Genomic DNA, 18,246 nt, shown 5'->3' on the forward strand with positions numbered 1-18,246 from the left:
GTCAGCTCACGGCCCGCCCCCGGGCCGCGGCGCCCAGGACGGCCTTGAACGAGGCGGTGACGATGTTGGGGTCGGTGCCCACCCCCCACCGCACCGTGCCGGCACCGTCCTTGGTCTCCACGTAGGCCACCGCGGTGGCGTCGGCCCCGGCACCCAGCGAGTGCTCGTGGTAGTCGACCACCTCGACGTCCACCCCCAGTCCGTCGTGCAGGGCGGCCACGAAGGCGGCGATGGGGCCGTTGCCGGTGCCGGCCACCGTGGTCGGCGTGCCGTCCACCACCAGCTGGGCGGTGATGGTGCTGACCCCGTCGCTGCCGGTGGCCACCTCGCTGGCCCGCAGGGAGAACGGGGGGTCCTCCGGCAGGTAGGTGGAGGTGAAGGCGTCCCACATGGCCCCGGGCTGGATCTCGGTGCCGGTGTCCTCGGCGATGGTCTGGATGGTCTTGGAGAACTCGATCTGGAGCCGCCGGGGCAGGGCGAAGCCGTGCTCGACCTCCATGATGTAGGCCACGCCGCCCTTGCCGGACTGGCTGTTGACCCGGATGACGGCCTCGTAGGTGCGGCCCACGTGGGCCGGGTCGATGGGCAGGTACGGCACCTCCCAGCGCTCGTAGTCGCGGCCCCGGCCGGCCGCCTCGGCCCCGGCGTACAGGGCGGCGAAGCCCTTCTTGATGGCGTCCTGGTGGGAGCCGGAGAAGGCGGTGTAGACGAGGTCGCCGGCGTACGGGTGGCGCTCGTGCACGGGCAGCCGGTTGCAGTACTCGGCCACCCGGCGGATGGCATCGATGTCGGAGAGGTCGATGCCGGGGTCGACGCCCTGGCTGAACAGGTTGAGGCCCAGGGTCACCAGGTCGACGTTGCCGGTGCGCTCGCCGTTGCCGAACAGGCAGCCCTCCACCCGGTCGGCGCCGGCCAGCACCCCCAGCTCGGCGGCGGCCACCGCGCAGCCCCGGTCGTTGTGGGGGTGCAGCGACAGCACCACCGCGTCGCGGTCCCGCACCGTGCGCAGGAACCACTCGATGGCATCGGCGTAGAGGTTGGGGGTGTACATCTCCACCGTGGCCGGCAGGTTCATGATGAGGGGCCGGTCCCCGGTGGGCTCGATGACCTCGGCCACCGCCTCGCAGATCTCCACCGCGTAGGGCAGCTCGGTGCCGGTGAAGCTCTCGGGCGAGTACTCGTAGCGGATCTCGGTCGAGCCCATGCCCTGCTCCAGCTTGCGGCAGATGCGGGCCGCGTTGACGGCGATCTCGGTGATGCCGGCCTGGTCCAGGCCGAACACCACCCGGCGCTGGAGGGTGGAGGTCGAGTTGTAGAAGTGGACGATGGCCCGGGGGGCGCCGGCCAGCGACTCGTAGGTGCGCTCGATCAGGTCGTCCCGGCACTGGGTCAGGACCTGGATGTGGACGTCGTCGGGGATCAGGTCGTCGGTGACCAGCTGGCGCACGAAGTCGAAGTCGGTCTGGCTGGCCGACGGGAAGCCGACCTCGATCTCCTTGTAGCCCATGCCCACCAGGGTCTGGAACATCTTCAGCTTGCGGGCCGGGTCCATGGGGTCGATCAGGGCCTGGTTGCCGTCCCGCAGGTCGACCGCGCACCACCGCGGGGCCTTGGTCAGGCGGCTGTCGGGCCACGTGCGGTCGGCCAGCTCGACCGGCACGGTGGGGCGGTACCGGTCGAAGGGCATGGGCCGGGGGGTGACGGGCTCGGGTGGCATGGTGGCTCGCTCGGGTCGGGTGGGTGGTGGGGGTGGCCCCGCCGGGGGCCGGAAAACGAAGAAAGCTCCCGGCCCGAGGGCTCAGGAGCTTGACGAGACGCCTATGTGGGGCGCTCGCCTACATGAGCAGGAGGAGGGTGGTGGCCGTCTGCATCCCGAGCACCTTCCCCCCCGGCACGCCCCCTTGTCAAGGGCTGGGCCGGCACCGGGCGGGTCGGGTCGGGGACGTGACGGCCGGCCGGGCCTGCCCTTGGACGTGGCGGCCTGGCGGGCCCTCCTCCGGGGGACCTGACCGGGCCGCGGTCAGGCCAGCTCCAGGGCGGTGCCGGCCCGCACGGCCGCCTCCACCTCGGCCACCGCCGCGGCCAGGTCGTCGAGGTGGCGCTCGACGGCGCCGTCGGGGGTGAGGAAGCAGAACGTCACCCGCACCACGGGCTCGGCCGTGGCCCGGGCCACGGCCAGGGCGTAGGACGCCCCCTGGCGGCGGTAGCCGTCGACCCGCCGGTCCAGCTCGGCCGGCTCGGCCGTGCCGGCCGTCTTGTAGTCGACCACCACCAGCCCGTCGGGCCCCCGGTACAGGAGGTCGACGTAGCCCTCGAGCAGGCGGTCCTCGTCGCCCACGGGCGTGCAGGCGAAGATCTCGCGCCAGTGGGGGCGGGCGGCCGCCTCCCGCACCGACGGCGACCCCAGGGCCCGCCCCACCAGCTCCTGCACGGTGGCGGCCCGGTCGGGCACGGCCTCGGCCTGGCACTGGGCCGCCACCGCGGCGGCCACCGCCGGGTCGTCGGGGGCGGCGTCGAGGGGCACGGTCTGGAGGACGCCGTGCACCGCCCGGCCCACCGCCGTGCCGTAGCGGCCCTTCAGCCAGGGGGGCCGGTCCAGGTCGCCGGGCCGCTTGCGCAGGCCGGCGTCGGCCCCGTCGGGCGCCCGGTCGAGGTCGGGGGGGCGGGGTGGCCCGGAGAAGTCCAGGGCCAGCTGCCCCTCCGGCCCGGCCGGTGGGGGCGGGGCGGGCTCGTCCTCGGGCCCTGCCGGCTCGGGCGGCTCCACCTCGGGCCCGCCCTCCTCGGTCAGGGCGGTGGCCGACACGGTGGTGGGCCGGCCGGCGGCGGCCAGGGCGGCCTGGTGCTCGGCCCGCCAGGTGGCGAACGGGGCCGGCGGGGCCACCGGGGGGGCGGCCGGAGGGGTCGGCGGGGCGGGCCCGTCCCCGGCGGCGTCGGGCAGCCGGGCCAAGCGCTCGCCCATGCCGTCGACCAGGATCTCGGCGTTGGTCCGGGACGCCGGCGACGACGGGGGCCGCTTCCGCCCGGCCCGGTGGAGGGAGACCACCAGGTGGTCGCGGGCCCGGGTGGCCGCCACGTACAGGAGGCGGACCCGTTCGTCGAAGCCCATCTGCTCGTCCAGAGGGCGGCTGGCCGTGAACTCCGGGGTCTCGGCGTGCTTGCCCAGGTAGTAGGCCACGCCGCCCTCGGGGGGGAACCGGGCGTCGCCGGCCCGGGGCCCGGAGCCGGGGGTGGACGAGAGGCCCGACACGATGGTGATGGGGAACTCCAGGCCCTTGGCCGCGTGGATGGTCATGATCCGCACCGCGTCGTCGTCGGTCTCGGGCAGGACGGCCTCGGCCACCCGGGCCCCCTCCACGGTCTGGTGCCCGATCCACCCCAGGTAGTCGCGCAGGTTGCCGCCGGTGGCGTCGGACCAGGCCCGGGCCTGGTCGATGACGAAGCGGAGGCGCCGCCACACGTCGCGGGGGCGACCCTCGGCGAAGGCCAGCTCCAGGGCCCGCCGGTGGCGGGCGACGTCCTCCAGCAGGGCCGAGGGGCTGAGCCAGGCCCGGCGGTCGTGCCAGTGGGCCAGGGCGGCCAGGCCGGCGGCCACCGGGTCGTCGTCGGGCACGGTGTCGGGTTGGGGGCCCAGGTAGCCCCAGTGCCCGCCCCGCTCGACCTTGAAGCGGAACAGGTCGTCGTCGCCGCAGCCGAACAGGGGGGTGCGCAGGGCCGAGACGATGCGCAGGTGGTCGGTGGGGTCGGCCACGGCCCGGGCCACCATGAGCAGGTCGCGCACGGCCCGGGTGGCGTAGACGAGCGAGCTGGCCTCGGCCCGGTAGGCGATGCCGGCCTCGGTCAGGGCGTCCTCCAGGTAGGGGAGCGAGGTCCGGGCCGGCACCAGGATGGTGACGTCGCCCAGGGTGGCGTCCCGCCACCCGCCCCGCCGGTCGTCGACCTGCCAGCGCTCGGCCATGGCCCGCCGCACCGTGGCCACCACGTCGGCCGCCTCGGCGGTGCGCACCGCCCCGGAGCGGGTGCCGGGCTCGTGGGCGGCACGCCCCAGCACGGCCACCGCCGGGCCCACCGGCGGGTCGGGGCGGACGGCGTCGAGGGGGGTGTAGGCGGGCTGGGACGGCACCAGCAGGTCGTGGGCCGGCACCTCGTCGAGGAGCTCGGAGAAGGTGGTGTTGACCCAGTCGATGATCCCGGCGCCGGTGCGGAAGTTGGCGGTGAGGGAGACCGGGCCCTCGGGCCGGGGGGCGAAGCGGTCGGCGGCGGCCAGGAACAGGGCCACGTCGGCCCGGCGGAAGCGGTAGATGGACTGCTTGGGGTCGCCCACCACGAACAGGCGGCCGGGCGCCACCTCCACCTCGTCCCAGGGGGCGGACCCGGCGGCCTCCGAGCCCGGCTCGGCGGCGGCTATGCGCACCGCCAGCTCGATCTGGATGGGGTCGGTGTCCTGGAACTCGTCGAGGAGCAGGCGCTGGTAGCGCTGGTGCAGGGCGGTTCGCACCCGGGCTCCGTGGACCGGGTCGCGCAGCAGCGAGCGGGCCATGACCAGCAGGTCGTGGAACTCCAGCTGGCCGGCGCGGCGCCGCTCGTCGGCCGAGGCCAGGGTGAAGGCCCGGATGGCCGAGCCCAGGTGGTGGGCGCACTCGGTCGCCACCCCGGCCAGGGCGGTGTCGATGGCCTCGCCCGCCTCGGCCAGGTCGGCCTTCACGCGCGCCACCGGAACGGACCAGCTGCCGGCCCGGCCGCCCCGGCACCGGAAGCTGGGCAGGTTGGCCTCGCGGGCGGCCCGGAGCGCCTCCAGGGCCGCCAGCTCGTCGGACGCGTCGCGCACCCCCCGGAGCCACTCGGCCACCTGGCCCAGCCGCTCGGCCAGGAGGTCGGTGGGGTCGTGGCACAGCTCGACCTGCCGGCAGGCGGTGTCGACGCGGTCGAGCACGGCCTCCAGCCGGTCGGTGACCGGGCCCGGGGCCTCGGCGTGCGCGGGCACCCGCTCCTCGACCAGGTCCCAGTTGGTGTCGAAGGTCCGGGCCAGGGCCCGGGGGGTGCTGTCGCGGGCGCCCGCCGCGAACAGCAGGAGCAGGGTGCGGGCGTACGCCGGGTCCTCGAACAGCGCGTCGCTGAACCGGGCCCAGCGCCGCTCGAACTGCACGCCGGAGGTGACCTCGTCGAGGACCTCGATGCGGGGCGGGAGGCCGGCCTCCACCGGGTGCTCGGCCAGGATGCGCTGGGCGAAGGAGTGCAGGGTGCCGATGGCCGCCCCGTCCAGCTCGTCCAGGGCGGCGCGGGCGGCGTCGGCCCCGGGCCGGTCGGGCCCGTCGACCGCCACCCGTTCCAGGGCCTGGCGCAGCCGCTCGCGGAGCTCGGCCCCGGCCTTCTCGGTGAAGGTGATGGCGGCCACCGCGCCGAGGGGCACCGGGTCGGGGCCGGTGGCGGGGTCGGCCGGCGTGGTGACCAGGGCTCGCACCCGGTCGACGAGGGCGGTGGTCTTGCCCGAGCCGGCCCCGGCCTCGACGAACAGGGTGCGCCCCAGGTCGCCGGCGATGCGGTGGCGGGCGGCCTGGTCGGGGGGCGGGGCCTCAGCCACCGTCGCTCCCCTGGTCGTCGCCGTCGCCGTCGCCGCTGGTGTCGGAGGCGGTCCGGCGTTCGGGGTCGATGAGGGCCAGGTAGGGGGCCAGGGCCGGGTCGCCGGCCTTGGCCGCCCAGGCCCGGCGCAGGTCGCCCACGCCGAGGAAGTCGGGGTCGCACGACCAGCAGTCGTTGAACGGGGAGGAGTCGTTGTCGGTGGGGTGGGAGACGAACAGGCCGCCCTCGATGCCCTCCACGATGAGGCCCAGGGTGTCGCTGATGCGCTCCTCGACCTCGGGGGTGAGGGTGTAGCCGTGGCGGGCCCACCGCCCGCGGCTGGACACGAACCAGTACTCGGCCCGCACCGGCCCGTCGGGGTGCCCGGTGGCGGCCCGGGCCGCGGCGCCGTACACCGCCAGCTGGAGGCGCCGGCCGCCCTGGTCGGGGTCGGCCTCGGACAGGCCGGCGTAGGCCTGGGCCCGGCCCGTCTTGTAGTCCGCCACCAGCAGGCCCCCGTCGCCGGTCAGGTCGATGCGGTCGGCCTTGCCCCGGAACCGGACGTGGCGGCCGTCGGGCAGGGGCAGGGCGACGGCCTCGACGCCGTCGTCGGCGAAGCCGAAGCCCAGCTCGGCGGCCAGGTGCCGCCCGCCGTGGACCCGGCGCACGTCCTCGTCGAAGGTGAGGGTGCCGTCCAGGTCGGCCAGGATCCGCTCCCGGTCCCGGTTCCAGAACAGGGTGCGGCCGGTACGGCCCATGGCCTCGTAGGCCGCGAAGACCTGGCCCGCCAGCTCCCGGACCCGGGCCCGGTCGGCCGCGCTCCAGCGGTCCGCGGGGCCGGGTCGCTCGGCCGGCGGCCGGGCCAGCACCTCCCGCACGAACAGCTCCAGCACCTCGTGCACGACGCTGCCCCGGTCGGCCGGGGTGATGGCCAGGGCGTCCTCGGGGTTGTCCAGCTCCCGCACCCGCAGGACGTCGCGCAGGAAGTGGTCGAAGGGGCAGCGGGCCCACCGCTCCAGCCCGGTGGCCGAGGCCACCTTGGCCCCCTCGGGGTCGGCCGGGGAGGCGACGGGCAGGTCGGCCAGCCGGCCGTCGTAGCGGGTGAGGCGGTCGCTGGCCCGGCCCGCCACCAGGTCGGCCCCGGCCGAGAGCACCGGGTCGCCCAGGGCCCGCACGGCGTCGAGGGAGCGGGGGCCGGCTCCGGCGGTCAGCAGGGCCCGCAGCCGGTGCTCCTGCTCGGTGGCCGGGCTGGCCGCGGCCCGGAGGCCGGCGTCGAAGGAGGCCACGTGGTGGACCCAGGGGGCGTCGGCCGCGGCCAGGTCGTCGGCCCACCACCGCTGGCCGGCCAGGGCGGAGGCCACGTCGAGCACCCAGCGGGACGGCACCCGCTCGCCCGAGCGGCGCAGGTCGCCCCGGGGCACCGACAGCACCTGGGCCCGGGCCCCGGCCAGGGCGGCCAGCAGGTGCCGGTGCTGGCGCCCCAGGCCGGACCGGCGCAGGGGCAGGGTGCCCCCGGCGGCGCGGCGCTCGCCGTCGGGCAGGAGCGAGTCGTCGCCGGGGGCGGCCGGCAGGAGGCCCTCGGCTCCCCCCACCACGACCACCAGGTCCAGGTCGAGGCCCAGGCCCATGGCCAGGGAGCCGACCAGGACGCCGTCGCCCAGGCGACCGACCCGGCCGGAGTCGGTGTCGAGCTCGACGGCCAGGGTGCGCCGGGCCACGGCCAGGGGGACCGGGCCCTCCACCGCGTCGAGGGCCCCCAGCCGGTCGAGGGCCACCTCGATCCGCTCGGCGGCCCGCCGCTCCCCCTCGGGCCAGGGGCCCCGCTGGGCGGCCGGGCCCAGCAGCCGGTCGAGCAGGCGCCGGGCCCAGCGGGCGTGCTCGCCCCACGGGCGGGGCTGCGACCCGGCCCGGGTCACCTCGTCGATCAGGCCCAGGACGAAGCCCCGCAGGGCCCGGCCCCGGCCCGCCCGCTGCTCGAGCTGGGCCACGCGCCCGGCGTCGCCCCGGGCCGCGGCCAGGGCCCGGGCCTCGGCCTCGTGCTCGTCGGCCCAGGTGGCCAGGCGCCGGTCCCAGTGGTCGCGGCCGCCCACCACCCCGGCGTCCCGGGACATCTGCTCCCACCGGGTGACGGGCGCCGGTCGCCCGTCGTGGAGGATCGGGGCGCCGGCCAGCCAAGCCAGGACGCCGCTGCGGGGCCAGCCGGCGTCGGCCAGGGCGAACAGGCCCAGGAGGGTGCGCCCCGCGGCCCGGGCCGAGAGGGGGGCGGGGGAGGCGCCGTTGCGGGGGATGCCGGCCGCTTCCAGGTGCTCGTGGAGGAGGCGGGCGTAGGGGTCCGGCGCCGGGTGCAGGACGGCGATGCGATCGAGGGGGGTCCCGGCCCGGGCCGCGTCGACCACGGCCCGCACCGCGGCCCGCACCTCGTCGTCGGCGTCGGAGGCGGTGGTGATCCGGGTCCGTTCGGGCGACACCGGGAGCGGGCCGGTGGGGATCTCCACCTCGGGGAGCCCCAGTCGGGCCAGGGCGGCGGCCACCTCGGCGTCGGCCGCCGGCACGCCGGTGGTGCCGGCCACCACCGTGGTGGGGGCCACGGCGGCCACGGCCCGGAGCAGGGCGGCGGCGTGGAGGGTGAGGGCCTGGGGGAGGTGCACGACCACGGTGCCCAGCTCGGCCCCGGCCCGGGGTTCGCCGGCCAGCCGGTCGGTGGCCGCGGCCAGCAGGTCCTCCTCGTCGTACCAGCGCTCGGCCAGGGCGGCGCGGGCCGCCCGGTGGATGCGCACCACCTCGGCGGCCCGGGGCCCGGCCCCGGCCAGGGCCGAGAGGGCGGCGGGGGGGACGTCGCGCAGCTCGCGGTAGCTGGCCACCAGGGCGGCCTCGGTGGCCGGGTGGTCGGCCACGGCGGCGAACAGGCCGGCCTCGGTGGCCAGGGCGGCCCGCACCGCGGCGGCCAGCACCGGGGTGGAGACCGGGCGCCGGCCCTGGCCGGCCAGCGTGGCCGCCCCCAGCAGCTCGGCCAGCCGGTGGGGGGTCAGGAAGGTGGCACCGGCCAGGCCCCGCCCCCGGGGCCCGAGCGGGCCGGCGGCCAGCCGCCGGCGGGCGGTGACGCCCACGTGGTTGGACGGGACCAGGACCGTGGTGGGGGCCAGCAGGTCATCGACCTTGGCCCGGGCCACGGCCTCCCGCAGGGCGGCCAGCGCCGGGGGACCGTACGGCACCAGGCGCAGGTCGATCGGGGCCACCTCGCGCACTCTATGCAGCGGGTGGGACAGGCCCGCCCGGCGGGGCCGTCAGCCCTCGTCGTCCATCTGCTCCAGGGCGGCGACCAGGAGGGCGGCTTCGGCGTCGGTGAGGCCGGCGTCGCGGTGGATGCGGGTGTAGTTGGCCAGGGGCATGGAGCCGTCCTCGATCGACTCGGCGGCGTCGTCGGCCTCGCCGTCGTCGCGGTCCCACTCGGAGAAGTTCAGCTCCTCCCGGCCGCCCTCCACGTCGCGGCGCACCAGCCACGACATGGGGGCCACGTACGAGTACGGCGGCCAGTCGGTCTCGTTGCTGTGGCAGTCGTAGCAGGAGCTCCGGGCGATGGCCTCGGCCTGGGCCGAGGGCCAGGGGGCGTCCTCGGTGACCGGCGGGTTGGACTTGGTCCACCCGTAGGGCACCAGCTGCAGGGCCAGGACCACCACCAGCATCCCACCGGCGGCGATCAGGAGGGGTCGCCGCAGCCGGCCCAGTCGTGCCATCGCTCGACGGTATGCCCGCTCGGCTCCCCCCGCAGACGTGGGCTCGACGGCGCGGCCGTAGGGACCCGCGGTAGACACGGGGCATGGCCACCGCCACCCACGAGGTGCTCAACCAGCCACCGCCCCTGGAGGGCCACGATGCCGCCCAGCTCGACCGGGCCCTGATGGAGGGGGTGGCCCGGGAGGGGGCCGCCGACCGGGGGGCCGAGGTGCGGCGGGTGGGCGCCTTGGCTGGCGAGGCCCGCTGGATCCGGGCCGGCGAGACCGCCAACCGCTTCGGTCCCGAGCTGCGCACCCACGACCGCTACGGCCACCGCGTCGACACCGTGGACTACCACCCCTCCTACCACGAGCTGCTGGAGGTGGCCGTGGGCGAGGGCCTGGCCGGCGCGCCGTGGGCCGACCCGGGCCCCGCCCCGCACGTCACCCGGGCCGCCAAGTTCGCCCTGTGGACCCAGGTGGAGGCCGGCCACGGGTGCCCGGTGTCGATGACCTACTCCATCGTCCCCGCCCTCCGGGCCCAGCCCGAGCTGGCCGCGGTGTGGGAGCCGAAGCTGACGTCGCGCACCTACGACCCGGCCCCCGGCCCGGTGGGCGACAAGGTGGGCGCCATCGCCGGCATGGCCATGACCGAGAAGCAGGGCGGCTCCGACGTCCGGGCCAACACCACCCGGGCCACGGCCACCAACGGTGGCGGGCCCGGGGCCGAGTACGCCCTGGTGGGCCACAAGTGGTTCTGCTCGGCGCCCATGAGCGACCTGTTCCTCATGCTGGCCCAGACCGACGCCGGCCTGTCGTGCTTCGCGGTGCCCCGCTGGCTGCCCGACGGCACCCGCAACGCCATCGCCATCCAACGGCTGAAGGACAAGCTGGGCAACCGCTCCAACGCCTCCAGCGAGATCGAGGTGGACGGCGCCCTGGGCACCCTGGTGGGGAGGAGGGGCGGGGCATCCGCACCATCCTGACCATGGTCAACCACACCCGGCTCGACTGCGTGATCGGGGTGACGGGCCAGATGCGGGCCGGCCTGAGCCAGGCCGTGCACCACAGCCGGCACCGCTCGGCCTTCGGCCGGCGGCTGGCCGACCAGCCCCTCATGGCCAACGTGCTGGCCGACCTGGCCGTCGAGTCCGAGGCGGCCACCACCACCATGCTGCGCCTGGCCGGGGCCTATGACCGGGGCGAGGGCGCCTTCGCCCGCATCGCCACCGCGGTGGCCAAGTACTGGATCTGCAAGCGGGCCCCGATGGTGACGGCCGAGGCCCTGGAGTGCCTGGGCGGGGCCGGCTACGTCGAGGAGTCGCCCATGCCCCGCCTGTTCCGGGAGTCGCCCCTCAACGGCATCTGGGAGGGCTCCGGCAACGTCATGTGCCTGGATGTGCTGCGGGCCGCGGCCCGCGAGCCCGAGTCGGTCGAGGCCCTGCTGGCCGAGCTGGACCTGGCTCAGGGGGCCGACCCCAGGCTGGATCGGGCGGTGGCCGACCTCCACGCCGAGCTGGCCGACCTGGAGGGGATGGAGGGCCGGGCCCGCCGCATCGTGGAACGGGCCGCCCTGGCCCTCCAGGGCTCCCTGCTGGTGCGCCACGCCCCGGGCCCGGTGGCCGACGCCTTCTGCGCCTCCCGCCTGGCCGGCGACGGTGGCCTGGCCCTGGGCACCCTCCCGCCCGGGGTCGACACCGGCGCCATCGTGGCCCGCGCCTGGCCGGCGTGACCGTGGCCCGCCGGCGGCCGGGGCGGGCGGTGGTCGGTCGTCGTGGGTGAGGCCATGGCGGCGTACCGCATCGTGGCCTGGGGGCGGGCGCCCGAGCTGGTCGAGGTGCCGGTGCCCGAGGTGGGGCCCGGGCAGGTCCTGGTCGAGGTGGCCGGGTGCGGGCTGTGCCACTCCGACCTGGCCATGGCGGCCATGCCGGCCGAGGTGGGCCGGGCCCTGGGCTGGCGGGTGCCCTTCACCCTGGGCCACGAGACCGCCGGGCGGGTGGCGGCCGTGGGGGCCGGGGTCGGGGGCTTGGCCGTGGGCGACCCGGTGGCCCTCACCTCGCCCTCGTCCTGCGGGGCCTGCGCCCATTGCCGGGCCGGCCGCGATTCGGCCTGCCCGCACGGCGACACCGGCCGGGGCTATGGCCGGGACGGGGGGCTGGCCCGCTACGTGCGGGTCGACCACCCCCGGGAGGTGCTGCCCCTCGGCGGGCTCGACCCCCGGCACGCCGGGCCCCTGACCGACGCCGGGGCCACCTCGTTCCACGCCGTGCGCCGGGTCGGCCCGGCGCTGGGCCCCGGTGCGGTGGCCGTGGTCATCGGGGTCGGTGGGCTGGGCGGCCTCGCGGTGCAGATCCTCCGGGCCGTCACCGGCGCCCGGGTGGTGGCCGTCGACCTGGACCCCGCCCGCCGGGACCGGGCCCGGGCCCTGGGGGCCCACGAGGTGGTGGACGGGGCGGCGGAGCGATTGCACCGGGTGCTGCGGGGCCACGCCGCCGACGGGCTGGACGGCGTGGACGCGGTGATCGACGTGGTGGGCACCGACGCCACCATCGCCGCCGGGATGCGGGCCCTGCGCCGGGGCGGGGCCTTCGTCCTGGTCGGGGCGGCGGGCGGCGGGTACCCCCGGCCCTGGTTCGGGGGCCTGCCCCGGGAGGCCACCATCAGCACGGTGCAGGGCTCGGCCCGGGCCGACGCCGAGGCGGTGGTGGCCCTGGCCGCCGAGGGCCGGGTCCGCGTCGACGTGGACGAGTACCCCCTGGCTCGGGTGGCCGAGGCCTACGCCGCCCTCGACGCCGGCACCCTCACCGGCCGGGCCGTGGTCGTGCCCTGAGCGACAGCCAGGGCCCACCGCCGGCCGGCCGCCCCCCTAGGTGAAGCGGATGTCGAGGGTGCGCAGGTAGGTGTGGAGGCCGGCGTCCTGGACGGGCAGGAGGTGGGCCTCGACGCCGGACTCGTTGTGGTGGGCGTGCCACCAGCCCGGAGGGGTGACGAAGGCTCCGCCCGGCTCCCAGTCGACCCGCTGGGGCTCGACGATCTCGCCGCCGGCGGAGAGGCGGGGCCCGACCAGCGTGTAGCAGCCGGGCGCGCAGTCGAGGATGAGGTCGAGGGCCACGGACTGGTGGCGGTGGGGTCGCTGCACCGCGCCCACCGGCAGCAGGCCGACCATGGCCCACAGCACGTGGGTGGCGGTCAGGGTCTGATCCTGTTCGGCGTTGGCCAGCAGCACGCTGACCCGGTTGCGGCGCTCGGCCCCGGGCTCGGCCGCCACCCGGGCCAGCTCCTCGGCGCACCGGGCGGCCGGGAACAGGGTGGGCCGCAGGCGCCGCTCGGTGGGGGCCACGCCCAGGTACCGCAGCAGCGGCTCGTCGGTGACCCAGTAGAGGGTGGCGTCGGTGCCGGCCCGGTGGGTCGACCGGCAGCCGGCAGGCAGCGCCATCACGTCGCCCCGCTCCCAGGCCAGGCTCCCGCCGTCGATCTCGGACGTGCCGCGGCCCTCCATGACCACGTACAGCTCGGAGGTGGCGACCGGGGCGGTGGCCACCTCCTCGCCGGCCCGGATGCGCACGAAGCTGGCCAGCAGGGCCGGGCTGGTGGCCGGTCCCCGGTCGATGCCCAGCGGGCCGGACAGGTCCAGGGGGATGACGCCGGTGGGGGCGTCGCGGTGGAGTCGGGCCGGGAACGTGGCCACCGGGACGAGGGGCGTGGTGCGGCCCACCGGGTTGGCGGCCCGGGTGTACTCGTGGAAGCGGGCGTCGCCGGTCCAGTCCTCGACCGCGGGGCCGACCGCCAGCCCCGGGCCCGGGGGATCGGTGAGCGTCATGGCCCCAGTCTGCCGGCTCGCCGGCCTCAGCCGTCGGCCACCACCGCCGGCCGGCGGGCCGGGGCCAGGTCGTAGGCCTCGGCGTCGAAGCGGCGGGTGCGGAGGCGGAACTGCCAGGTGAACCCGGGCCACAGGGTGGTGTTGCGCCCGGTGTCGTCGAGGTACCAGGAGGCGCAGCCCGACATCCACACCGTGCCCTCCAGGCGGCTCTGGATCTCGTCGTTGTAGGCCTCCACGGCCTCGCCGCGGACCTCGACCCGGCCGATGCCGTCGCGCTCCATGCGGCGCAGGGCGTCGAGCACGTAGGTGATCTGGGACTCGATCATGAACACCATGGACGAGTGCCCGAGGCCGGTGTTGGGCCCGATGAGCAGGAACAGGTTGGGGAAGCCGGCCACCGTGCTGCCCACGTAGGCCTGCACGCCGCCGTCCCACGCCTCGGCCAGGGTGCGGCCCCCCACGCCCCGGACCCGCTCGGCGAAGGGGTTGTCGGTGACGTGGAAGCCGGTGCCGTAGATGAGCGTGTCGACCTCGACCTCGCGGCCCTCCCCGGTGACGATCGAGCGCTCCCGCACCTCGGTCACGCCGCTGGTCTCCACGTCCACGTTGGGCTGGGAGAGGGCCGGCAGCCAGCGGTTGGACGGGAGGATGCGCTTGCAGCCGATGGAGTGGTCGGGGGTGAGCCGGGCCCGCAGCTCGGGGTCGGGCACCTGCTTGCGGAGGTGGTCGCGGGCCGCCTTCTCGGCCAGGGCCATGACCCGGGGGTGGCGGAAGCCGAGGACGAACAGCTCACGGGCCCAGTAGACGCCGGCCCGCACCGCCTTCTGGGCCAGGGGCACCCGCCGGTAGAGCCGGCGCTCCCGCTCGCTGACGTCGCGGGCCGGGTGGGGCATGACCCACGGGGGCGTGCGCTGGAACACGGTGAGCTGCTCGACCCGGGGCTGGATCTGGGGCACGAACTGGATGGCCGAGGCGCCGGTGCCGATCACCGCCACCTTGCGGCCGGTGAGGTCGTGGTCGTGGTCCCAGGCCGCCGAGTGGAAGGCGGTGCCCTCGAAGCGCTCGATGCCGGGCAGGGCGGGGACGTTGGGCTCGCTGAGGGGGCCGTTGCCGCTGATGACCACGTCCGCGGTGACCTCGCCCACCGGGGTGGCCAGGTGCCAGCGCTGGCCGGCCTCGTCCCAGCGGGCCTCGAGCACCTCGGCGCCCCACAGGATGCGGTCGCGCACGCCGTGGCGCTCGGCGCACCGCTGCAGGTAGGCCTCGATCTCGGGCTGGGGCGAGTAGGTGTTGGTCCAGTCCGGGTTGGGGGCGAAGGAGAACGAGTAGAGGTGGGAGGGCACGTCGCAGGCGCAGCCCGGGTAGTGGTTGTCGCGCCAGGTGCCCCCCACCTCGGAGGCCCGCTCCAGCACCACCACGTCGTCGATGCCCGCCTCGGCCAGCCGGATGGCCATCCCCAGGCCCGCGAAGCCGGTGCCGACGATGGCGATCCGGTGGTGGCGGGGCCCGGCACCGCCCCCGGCGCCGTCCGGGGGGGAGGCGGCGGCGGGCGGCGGGGCGGGGCGCTCGGTGACGGTCACGGTGAGGGGGGCTCCCGGAGTCGGGCGCCGGGCCGGCGCCAAGGTGTTACCGCTAGTAATACCCCGCGGGCCGGACCCCGACAACGGCTCGGGACCCATGTCACAGGGGCGGGCCTAGGATGCCCGCCCATGGACGACCGCACCATCGCCCGGGGCGTGGCGCTCAGCCGGGTGGCCTTCGGGCTGCTCATGCTCCTCGCCCCCCGCCTCCTCACCCGCCGCACCGGCGACGGCCGCGACCCCCAGGTCCCGTACGTGTGGTGGCTGCGGGCCTTCGGCATCCGCGATGCCGTCCTGGGCGCCGGGGCCTACATGGCCCTCACCTCCGAGGACGACGAGGCCGCGGCCCGTTGGGTGCAGGCGGGGGCCCTGGCCGACACGGCCGATGCCGTCACCGCCGTGGCCTATCGCCGGGACCTCGACGGCCGGAGCCGGCTGGCCACCGTGGCCATCGCCGTGCCGGCCGCCGCCCTGGGCTGGAAGAGCGCCCTGGGCCTGCGCCGGGCCGGCTGAGGGCCCGGCCCCGCCGCACGACCGGCGACCCCCGGGCCCCGGCGCCGGCGGGCGCCCGCCTACCGGCGGCCGGCGCCGGCCGGTAGGGTCCCGGGCCGATGCCTGCCACCTCGCACCACCCCGCCCGCCGCCGCCTGCTCGCCCTGGCCGCCGCCGCCACCCTGGCCCTCGTGCTGGGCGCCTGCAGCGACGACTCCGGCGGCAACGTGGTGGCCGACGCCGAGAAGGACAAGTCGCTGCCCACCCAGGTGGCGCCCACCACCCTGGCCGACGCCAGCGGCAAGCCGTGCAAGGAGGCCACCGACGTCCCGGAGGCCGAGGGCAAGCCCGAGGTCGAGATGCCGGTCGGCGAGGTGCCGGCCGAGCTGGAGTCCACCGACATCACCCCCGGGACCGGGGCCGAGGCCGCCCTGGGCAAGACCATCAAGGTCCACTACATCGGGATCGCCTGCTCGACCGGGACGCAGTTCGACTCCTCCTGGGACCGGGGTGAGCCCACCGAGTTCCCCCTCACCGAGGGCGGGCTGATCCAGGGCTGGATCGAGGGCATCCCCGGCATGAAGGTCGGCGGCCGGCGCATGCTGGTCATCCCGGGCGACCTGGCCTACGGGGAGCAGGGCAACCAGGGCATCCCCCCCGGCGAGGCCCTGGTCTTCGTGATCGACCTGGTGGACGTCACCGACACCCCGACCTCCACCTCCGCCCCGGCCGAGGGTGGCGCGACCACCGCTCCCGCCGAGGGCGGGTCGACCACCGCTCCCGCCGAGGGGGGCGCCACGACGGCCCCGGCCGAGGGGTCGGGCACCACGGCTCCCGAGTCGACGACGACCAGCTCGACCGACCCGCCCCGCGAGCGTCCCGCCGAGTAGTGGAGGCGGGCGCGCCGGCCCTCGGGCCGGGCGCGCCGAACGCCCCCTCGCCCTCCCGGGAGGGAACCCGATGGGGAGAGGGGGGCTCGGGAGGCGGTGTCACGGCCCGGAGGCCGGGGTTCAGCCGATGAGAGCGGGATCGTTGCGGGCGGCGGTGAGCACCCGCTCGGCGATGGCGGCCAGGTCCCCGGCGTGATCGTCGTCGAGCCACATGGTGGTGGCCGTCGTCCACACCTGGACCACCTGGGCCCCCACCAGGTGGGGGCGGGGGTCGTCGCCGGCCCGGACGCCGAGGGTGCCGGCCACGTGCTCGGCCAGCATGGCCGCCAGCCGGTCGTGGTGGCCGGCGAAGCGGTCGGCCAGGACCGGCACGGTGAGGAACACCTGGCTCTGGACCTTCATCAGGTCCCGCCGTTCCTCGATGTCGGCCACCAAGTGGGACACCGCCGCCCGGACCAGCTCCCCCACGGCCTCGTCCGACCGACCCGCCAAGAGCTCCCGGAGCGACTGCTCGCGCCGGGCGTGCTCGGTGAGGAGCACGGCGTCCTTGGTTGGGTAGTAGCGGAAGAAGGTCCGCTGCGAGACCCCGGCGGCGTCGGTGATGTCCTGCACCGTCGTTTCGTCGTAGCCTCGAGCGAGGAACAGCTCGAGCGCCGACTGCTGAAGCGCAGTCGCCGTCGCTTGCTTTTTTCGCGCCCGAAGGCCCATCTGAGTCGCAACCATGGCGACACCGTAACCCGCCTTCTCCGCGCGCGAAGTGCTACCGGCGGTGACATCTTGCCGCCGCCGACAGGCGCTCCCAACCGGCCGTCGGCCCAGCGCACCGCTACCGTTCGGGCCTGTGGACCGGCTCGAAGCGGCACGTGAGCTGGAGCTCTCGGCGGGGGCCTCGGCCGACGACGTCGAACGGGCCTTCCGGCGTGCCGCCCGGGGCCGCCACCCCGACGTGGGCGGAGACCCGAACGCCTTCCGGCGGGCGGCCGAGGCCCGGGCCGTCCTGCTCCGGCCCCCGGCGACCGACACCGTCACCCGGGTGGTCGAGGTCATCGTGCGCTACCACCCGGCGGTGCGGCTGGTGGCCGCCGTGGCCCGGGCCTTCGAGCGTCGCCCGGCGGGCCCGCCCCCCGGGGCCTGACGAGCGACGGTGCCCGGTCGTCCGCCTCCGGCCGCGGGCGGCCTAGGGTCGCGGCGGTCATGGTGATCGGACAGGTCGACGGAGGGCTGGAGGCCGCCTGCGGCGAGTCGCCCGGTGCCGTCTGCGAGGCGGTGTTCGAGCGCACCGGCAGCGAGGCGTGGTCCGACGTCGCCAGCTGGCTGGTCGACAAGCCGTTGCGCATCCTGGTCATCTGGGCCATGGCCTGGGTCATCGCCAAGGTGGTGCGGCGCATGATCCGCCGCTTCTCCGAGAAGCTGGTCGGCTCGGCCCACTCGGGGCGGCTGCGGCGGGCCCGGGAGCGGGCCCCCAACATCCTGGTCAGCGCCCAGGTCCCCAGCGTGCGCTCGGCGGCCCGGGCCGAGACCATCAGCGGCGTCCTGCGCAGCGTCTCGACCGGCGTGGTCTACGTCTTCGCCGCCGTCTACACCCTGGACGTCCTGGGCCTGAACCTGGGCCCGCTCATCGCCGGGGCCGGGGTGGTCGGTGTCGCCCTGGGCTTCGGGGCCCAGAGCCTGGTGCGGGACTTCCTGGCCGGGACCTTCATCCTCATCGAGGACCAGTACGGCGTGGGCGACTCGGTGGACCTGGGCGAGGCGGTGGGCACCATCGAGGCGGTCAACCTGCGGACGACCCGCCTGCGGGACGTCAACGGCACCGTGTGGCACGTGCCCAACGGCGAGATCCTGCGGGTCGGCAACCAGTCCCAGCAGTGGGCCCGGGCCGTGCTCGACATCGTGGTGGCCCACGGGACCGACGTCGACCGAGCCCTGGGCGTGATGAAGGAGGCCGCCGACGGGGTGGCGGGGCGGCCCGACCTGGCCGGCGACGTGACGGGCGAGGCCGAGATCTGGGGGGTCGAGGCCCTGACCCCCCAGGGCGTCACCCTCCGGATGGTGGTCAAGGTGACGCCGGGCTCGCAGTGGAAGGTGCTCCGGGCGCTGCGCCAGGAGATCCGGGCCGCGCTCACCGACGCCGGCGTGGAGATGGCCACCCTCCCGGCCATGCCCGGCCCGCCGCCCCCCTGAGCGGTCGAGCGGGG

14 protein-coding genes are annotated in these 18,246 nt (G+C 76.6%); 7 read left to right on the forward strand and 7 right to left on the reverse strand.

The window, feature by feature from the left end:
* Nucleotide 1 precedes the first annotated feature (1 nt).
* The 4 genes from leuA to VEW93_11840 form a co-directional block, all read right to left on the reverse strand.
* Complete coding sequence (gene leuA, locus VEW93_11825; GenBank protein ID HYI62480.1) at nt 2–1,717, reverse strand: 2-isopropylmalate synthase; 1,716 nt, start codon at nt 1,715–1,717, stop codon at nt 2–4.
* 303 nt (nt 1,718–2,020) lie between these two features.
* On the reverse strand, nt 2,021–5,578 hold the full coding sequence (locus VEW93_11830) for a UvrD-helicase domain-containing protein (GenBank protein ID HYI62481.1): 3,558 nt from the start codon (nt 5,576–5,578) through the stop codon (nt 2,021–2,023).
* Nucleotides 5,571–8,792, reverse strand: coding sequence for a PD-(D/E)XK nuclease family protein (locus VEW93_11835; GenBank protein HYI62482.1), 3,222 nt, complete (start codon nt 8,790–8,792; stop codon nt 5,571–5,573). Before VEW93_11835 ends, VEW93_11830 begins: the two co-directional genes overlap by 8 nt.
* A gap of 48 nt (nt 8,793–8,840) precedes the next feature.
* Nucleotides 8,841–9,290 carry a heme-binding domain-containing protein gene (locus VEW93_11840; GenBank protein HYI62483.1) on the reverse strand — a complete coding sequence of 150 codons (450 nt, stop codon included), beginning with the start codon at nt 9,288–9,290 and terminating at the stop codon, nt 8,841–8,843.
* 83 nt (nt 9,291–9,373) lie between these two features.
* Here VEW93_11840 and VEW93_11845 point away from each other — a divergent pair, with 83 nt between their 5' ends.
* Genes VEW93_11845 through VEW93_11855 form a run of 3 tightly spaced genes read left to right on the forward strand, consistent with a single transcriptional unit; the run spans nt 9,374 to nt 12,099 of the window.
* Nucleotides 9,374–10,255 (forward strand): acyl-CoA dehydrogenase family protein, encoded by an 882-nt coding sequence (locus VEW93_11845; GenBank protein ID HYI62484.1) that lies wholly within the window; start codon nt 9,374–9,376, stop codon nt 10,253–10,255.
* Between the two features lie 2 nt (nt 10,256–10,257).
* Nucleotides 10,258–11,001 (forward strand): acyl-CoA dehydrogenase family protein, encoded by a 744-nt coding sequence (locus VEW93_11850; protein HYI62485.1) that lies wholly within the window; start codon nt 10,258–10,260, stop codon nt 10,999–11,001.
* Between the two features lie 54 nt (nt 11,002–11,055).
* Nucleotides 11,056–12,099, forward strand: coding sequence for an alcohol dehydrogenase catalytic domain-containing protein (locus VEW93_11855; GenBank protein HYI62486.1), 1,044 nt, complete (start codon nt 11,056–11,058; stop codon nt 12,097–12,099).
* A gap of 36 nt (nt 12,100–12,135) precedes the next feature.
* Here the strand turns inward: VEW93_11855 and VEW93_11860 are convergent, their stop codons facing one another.
* Together VEW93_11860 and VEW93_11865 are read right to left on the reverse strand one after the other, a co-directional pair.
* Complete coding sequence (locus VEW93_11860) at nt 12,136–13,089, reverse strand: hypothetical protein (protein ID HYI62487.1); 954 nt, start codon at nt 13,087–13,089, stop codon at nt 12,136–12,138.
* Between the two features lie 26 nt (nt 13,090–13,115).
* Nucleotides 13,116–14,669 (reverse strand): NAD(P)/FAD-dependent oxidoreductase, encoded by a 1,554-nt coding sequence (locus tag VEW93_11865; GenBank protein ID HYI62488.1) that lies wholly within the window; start codon nt 14,667–14,669, stop codon nt 13,116–13,118.
* A 129-nt stretch (nt 14,670–14,798) separates the two neighbouring features.
* Here VEW93_11865 and VEW93_11870 point away from each other — a divergent pair, with 129 nt between their 5' ends.
* Together VEW93_11870 and VEW93_11875 are read left to right on the forward strand one after the other, a co-directional pair.
* Nucleotides 14,799–15,182 (forward strand): hypothetical protein, encoded by a 384-nt coding sequence (locus tag VEW93_11870; protein HYI62489.1) that lies wholly within the window; start codon nt 14,799–14,801, stop codon nt 15,180–15,182.
* 98 nt (nt 15,183–15,280) lie between these two features.
* Nucleotides 15,281–16,051 carry an FKBP-type peptidyl-prolyl cis-trans isomerase gene (locus tag VEW93_11875; GenBank protein HYI62490.1) on the forward strand — a complete coding sequence of 257 codons (771 nt, stop codon included), beginning with the start codon at nt 15,281–15,283 and terminating at the stop codon, nt 16,049–16,051.
* A 120-nt stretch (nt 16,052–16,171) separates the two neighbouring features.
* Here VEW93_11875 and VEW93_11880 read toward each other — a convergent pair whose 3' ends face one another.
* Nucleotides 16,172–16,774 (reverse strand): TetR family transcriptional regulator, encoded by a 603-nt coding sequence (locus VEW93_11880; protein HYI62491.1) that lies wholly within the window; start codon nt 16,772–16,774, stop codon nt 16,172–16,174.
* A 118-nt stretch (nt 16,775–16,892) separates the two neighbouring features.
* Here VEW93_11880 and VEW93_11885 point away from each other — a divergent pair, with 118 nt between their 5' ends.
* Complete coding sequence (locus VEW93_11885) at nt 16,893–17,186, forward strand: hypothetical protein (GenBank protein ID HYI62492.1); 294 nt, start codon at nt 16,893–16,895, stop codon at nt 17,184–17,186.
* 59 nt (nt 17,187–17,245) lie between these two features.
* Complete coding sequence (locus tag VEW93_11890) at nt 17,246–18,232, forward strand: mechanosensitive ion channel family protein (protein ID HYI62493.1); 987 nt, start codon at nt 17,246–17,248, stop codon at nt 18,230–18,232.
* Nucleotides 18,233–18,246 lie beyond the last annotated feature (14 nt).

This window comes from Acidimicrobiales bacterium (assembly GCA_035630295.1).
Lineage (GTDB): Bacteria > Actinomycetota > Acidimicrobiia > Acidimicrobiales > Iamiaceae > Iamia.

Coding starts and splice junctions, on each gene's coding strand:
- VEW93_11850 (HYI62485.1), top strand. CDS start 10,258: ATGGTCAACCACACCCGGCTCGACTGCGTGATCGGGGTGACGGGCCAG.
- leuA (HYI62480.1), bottom strand. CDS start 1,717: ATGCCACCCGAGCCCGTCACCCCCCGGCCCATGCCCTTCGACCGGTAC.
- VEW93_11855 (HYI62486.1), top strand. CDS start 11,056: ATGGCGGCGTACCGCATCGTGGCCTGGGGGCGGGCGCCCGAGCTGGTC.
- VEW93_11870 (HYI62489.1), top strand. CDS start 14,799: ATGGACGACCGCACCATCGCCCGGGGCGTGGCGCTCAGCCGGGTGGCC.
- VEW93_11840 (HYI62483.1), bottom strand. CDS start 9,290: ATGGCACGACTGGGCCGGCTGCGGCGACCCCTCCTGATCGCCGCCGGT.
- VEW93_11860 (HYI62487.1), bottom strand. CDS start 13,089: ATGACGCTCACCGATCCCCCGGGCCCGGGGCTGGCGGTCGGCCCCGCG.
- VEW93_11845 (HYI62484.1), top strand. CDS start 9,374: ATGGCCACCGCCACCCACGAGGTGCTCAACCAGCCACCGCCCCTGGAG.
- VEW93_11880 (HYI62491.1), bottom strand. CDS start 16,774: ATGGTTGCGACTCAGATGGGCCTTCGGGCGCGAAAAAAGCAAGCGACG.
- VEW93_11890 (HYI62493.1), top strand. CDS start 17,246: ATGGTGATCGGACAGGTCGACGGAGGGCTGGAGGCCGCCTGCGGCGAG.
- VEW93_11875 (HYI62490.1), top strand. CDS start 15,281: ATGCCTGCCACCTCGCACCACCCCGCCCGCCGCCGCCTGCTCGCCCTG.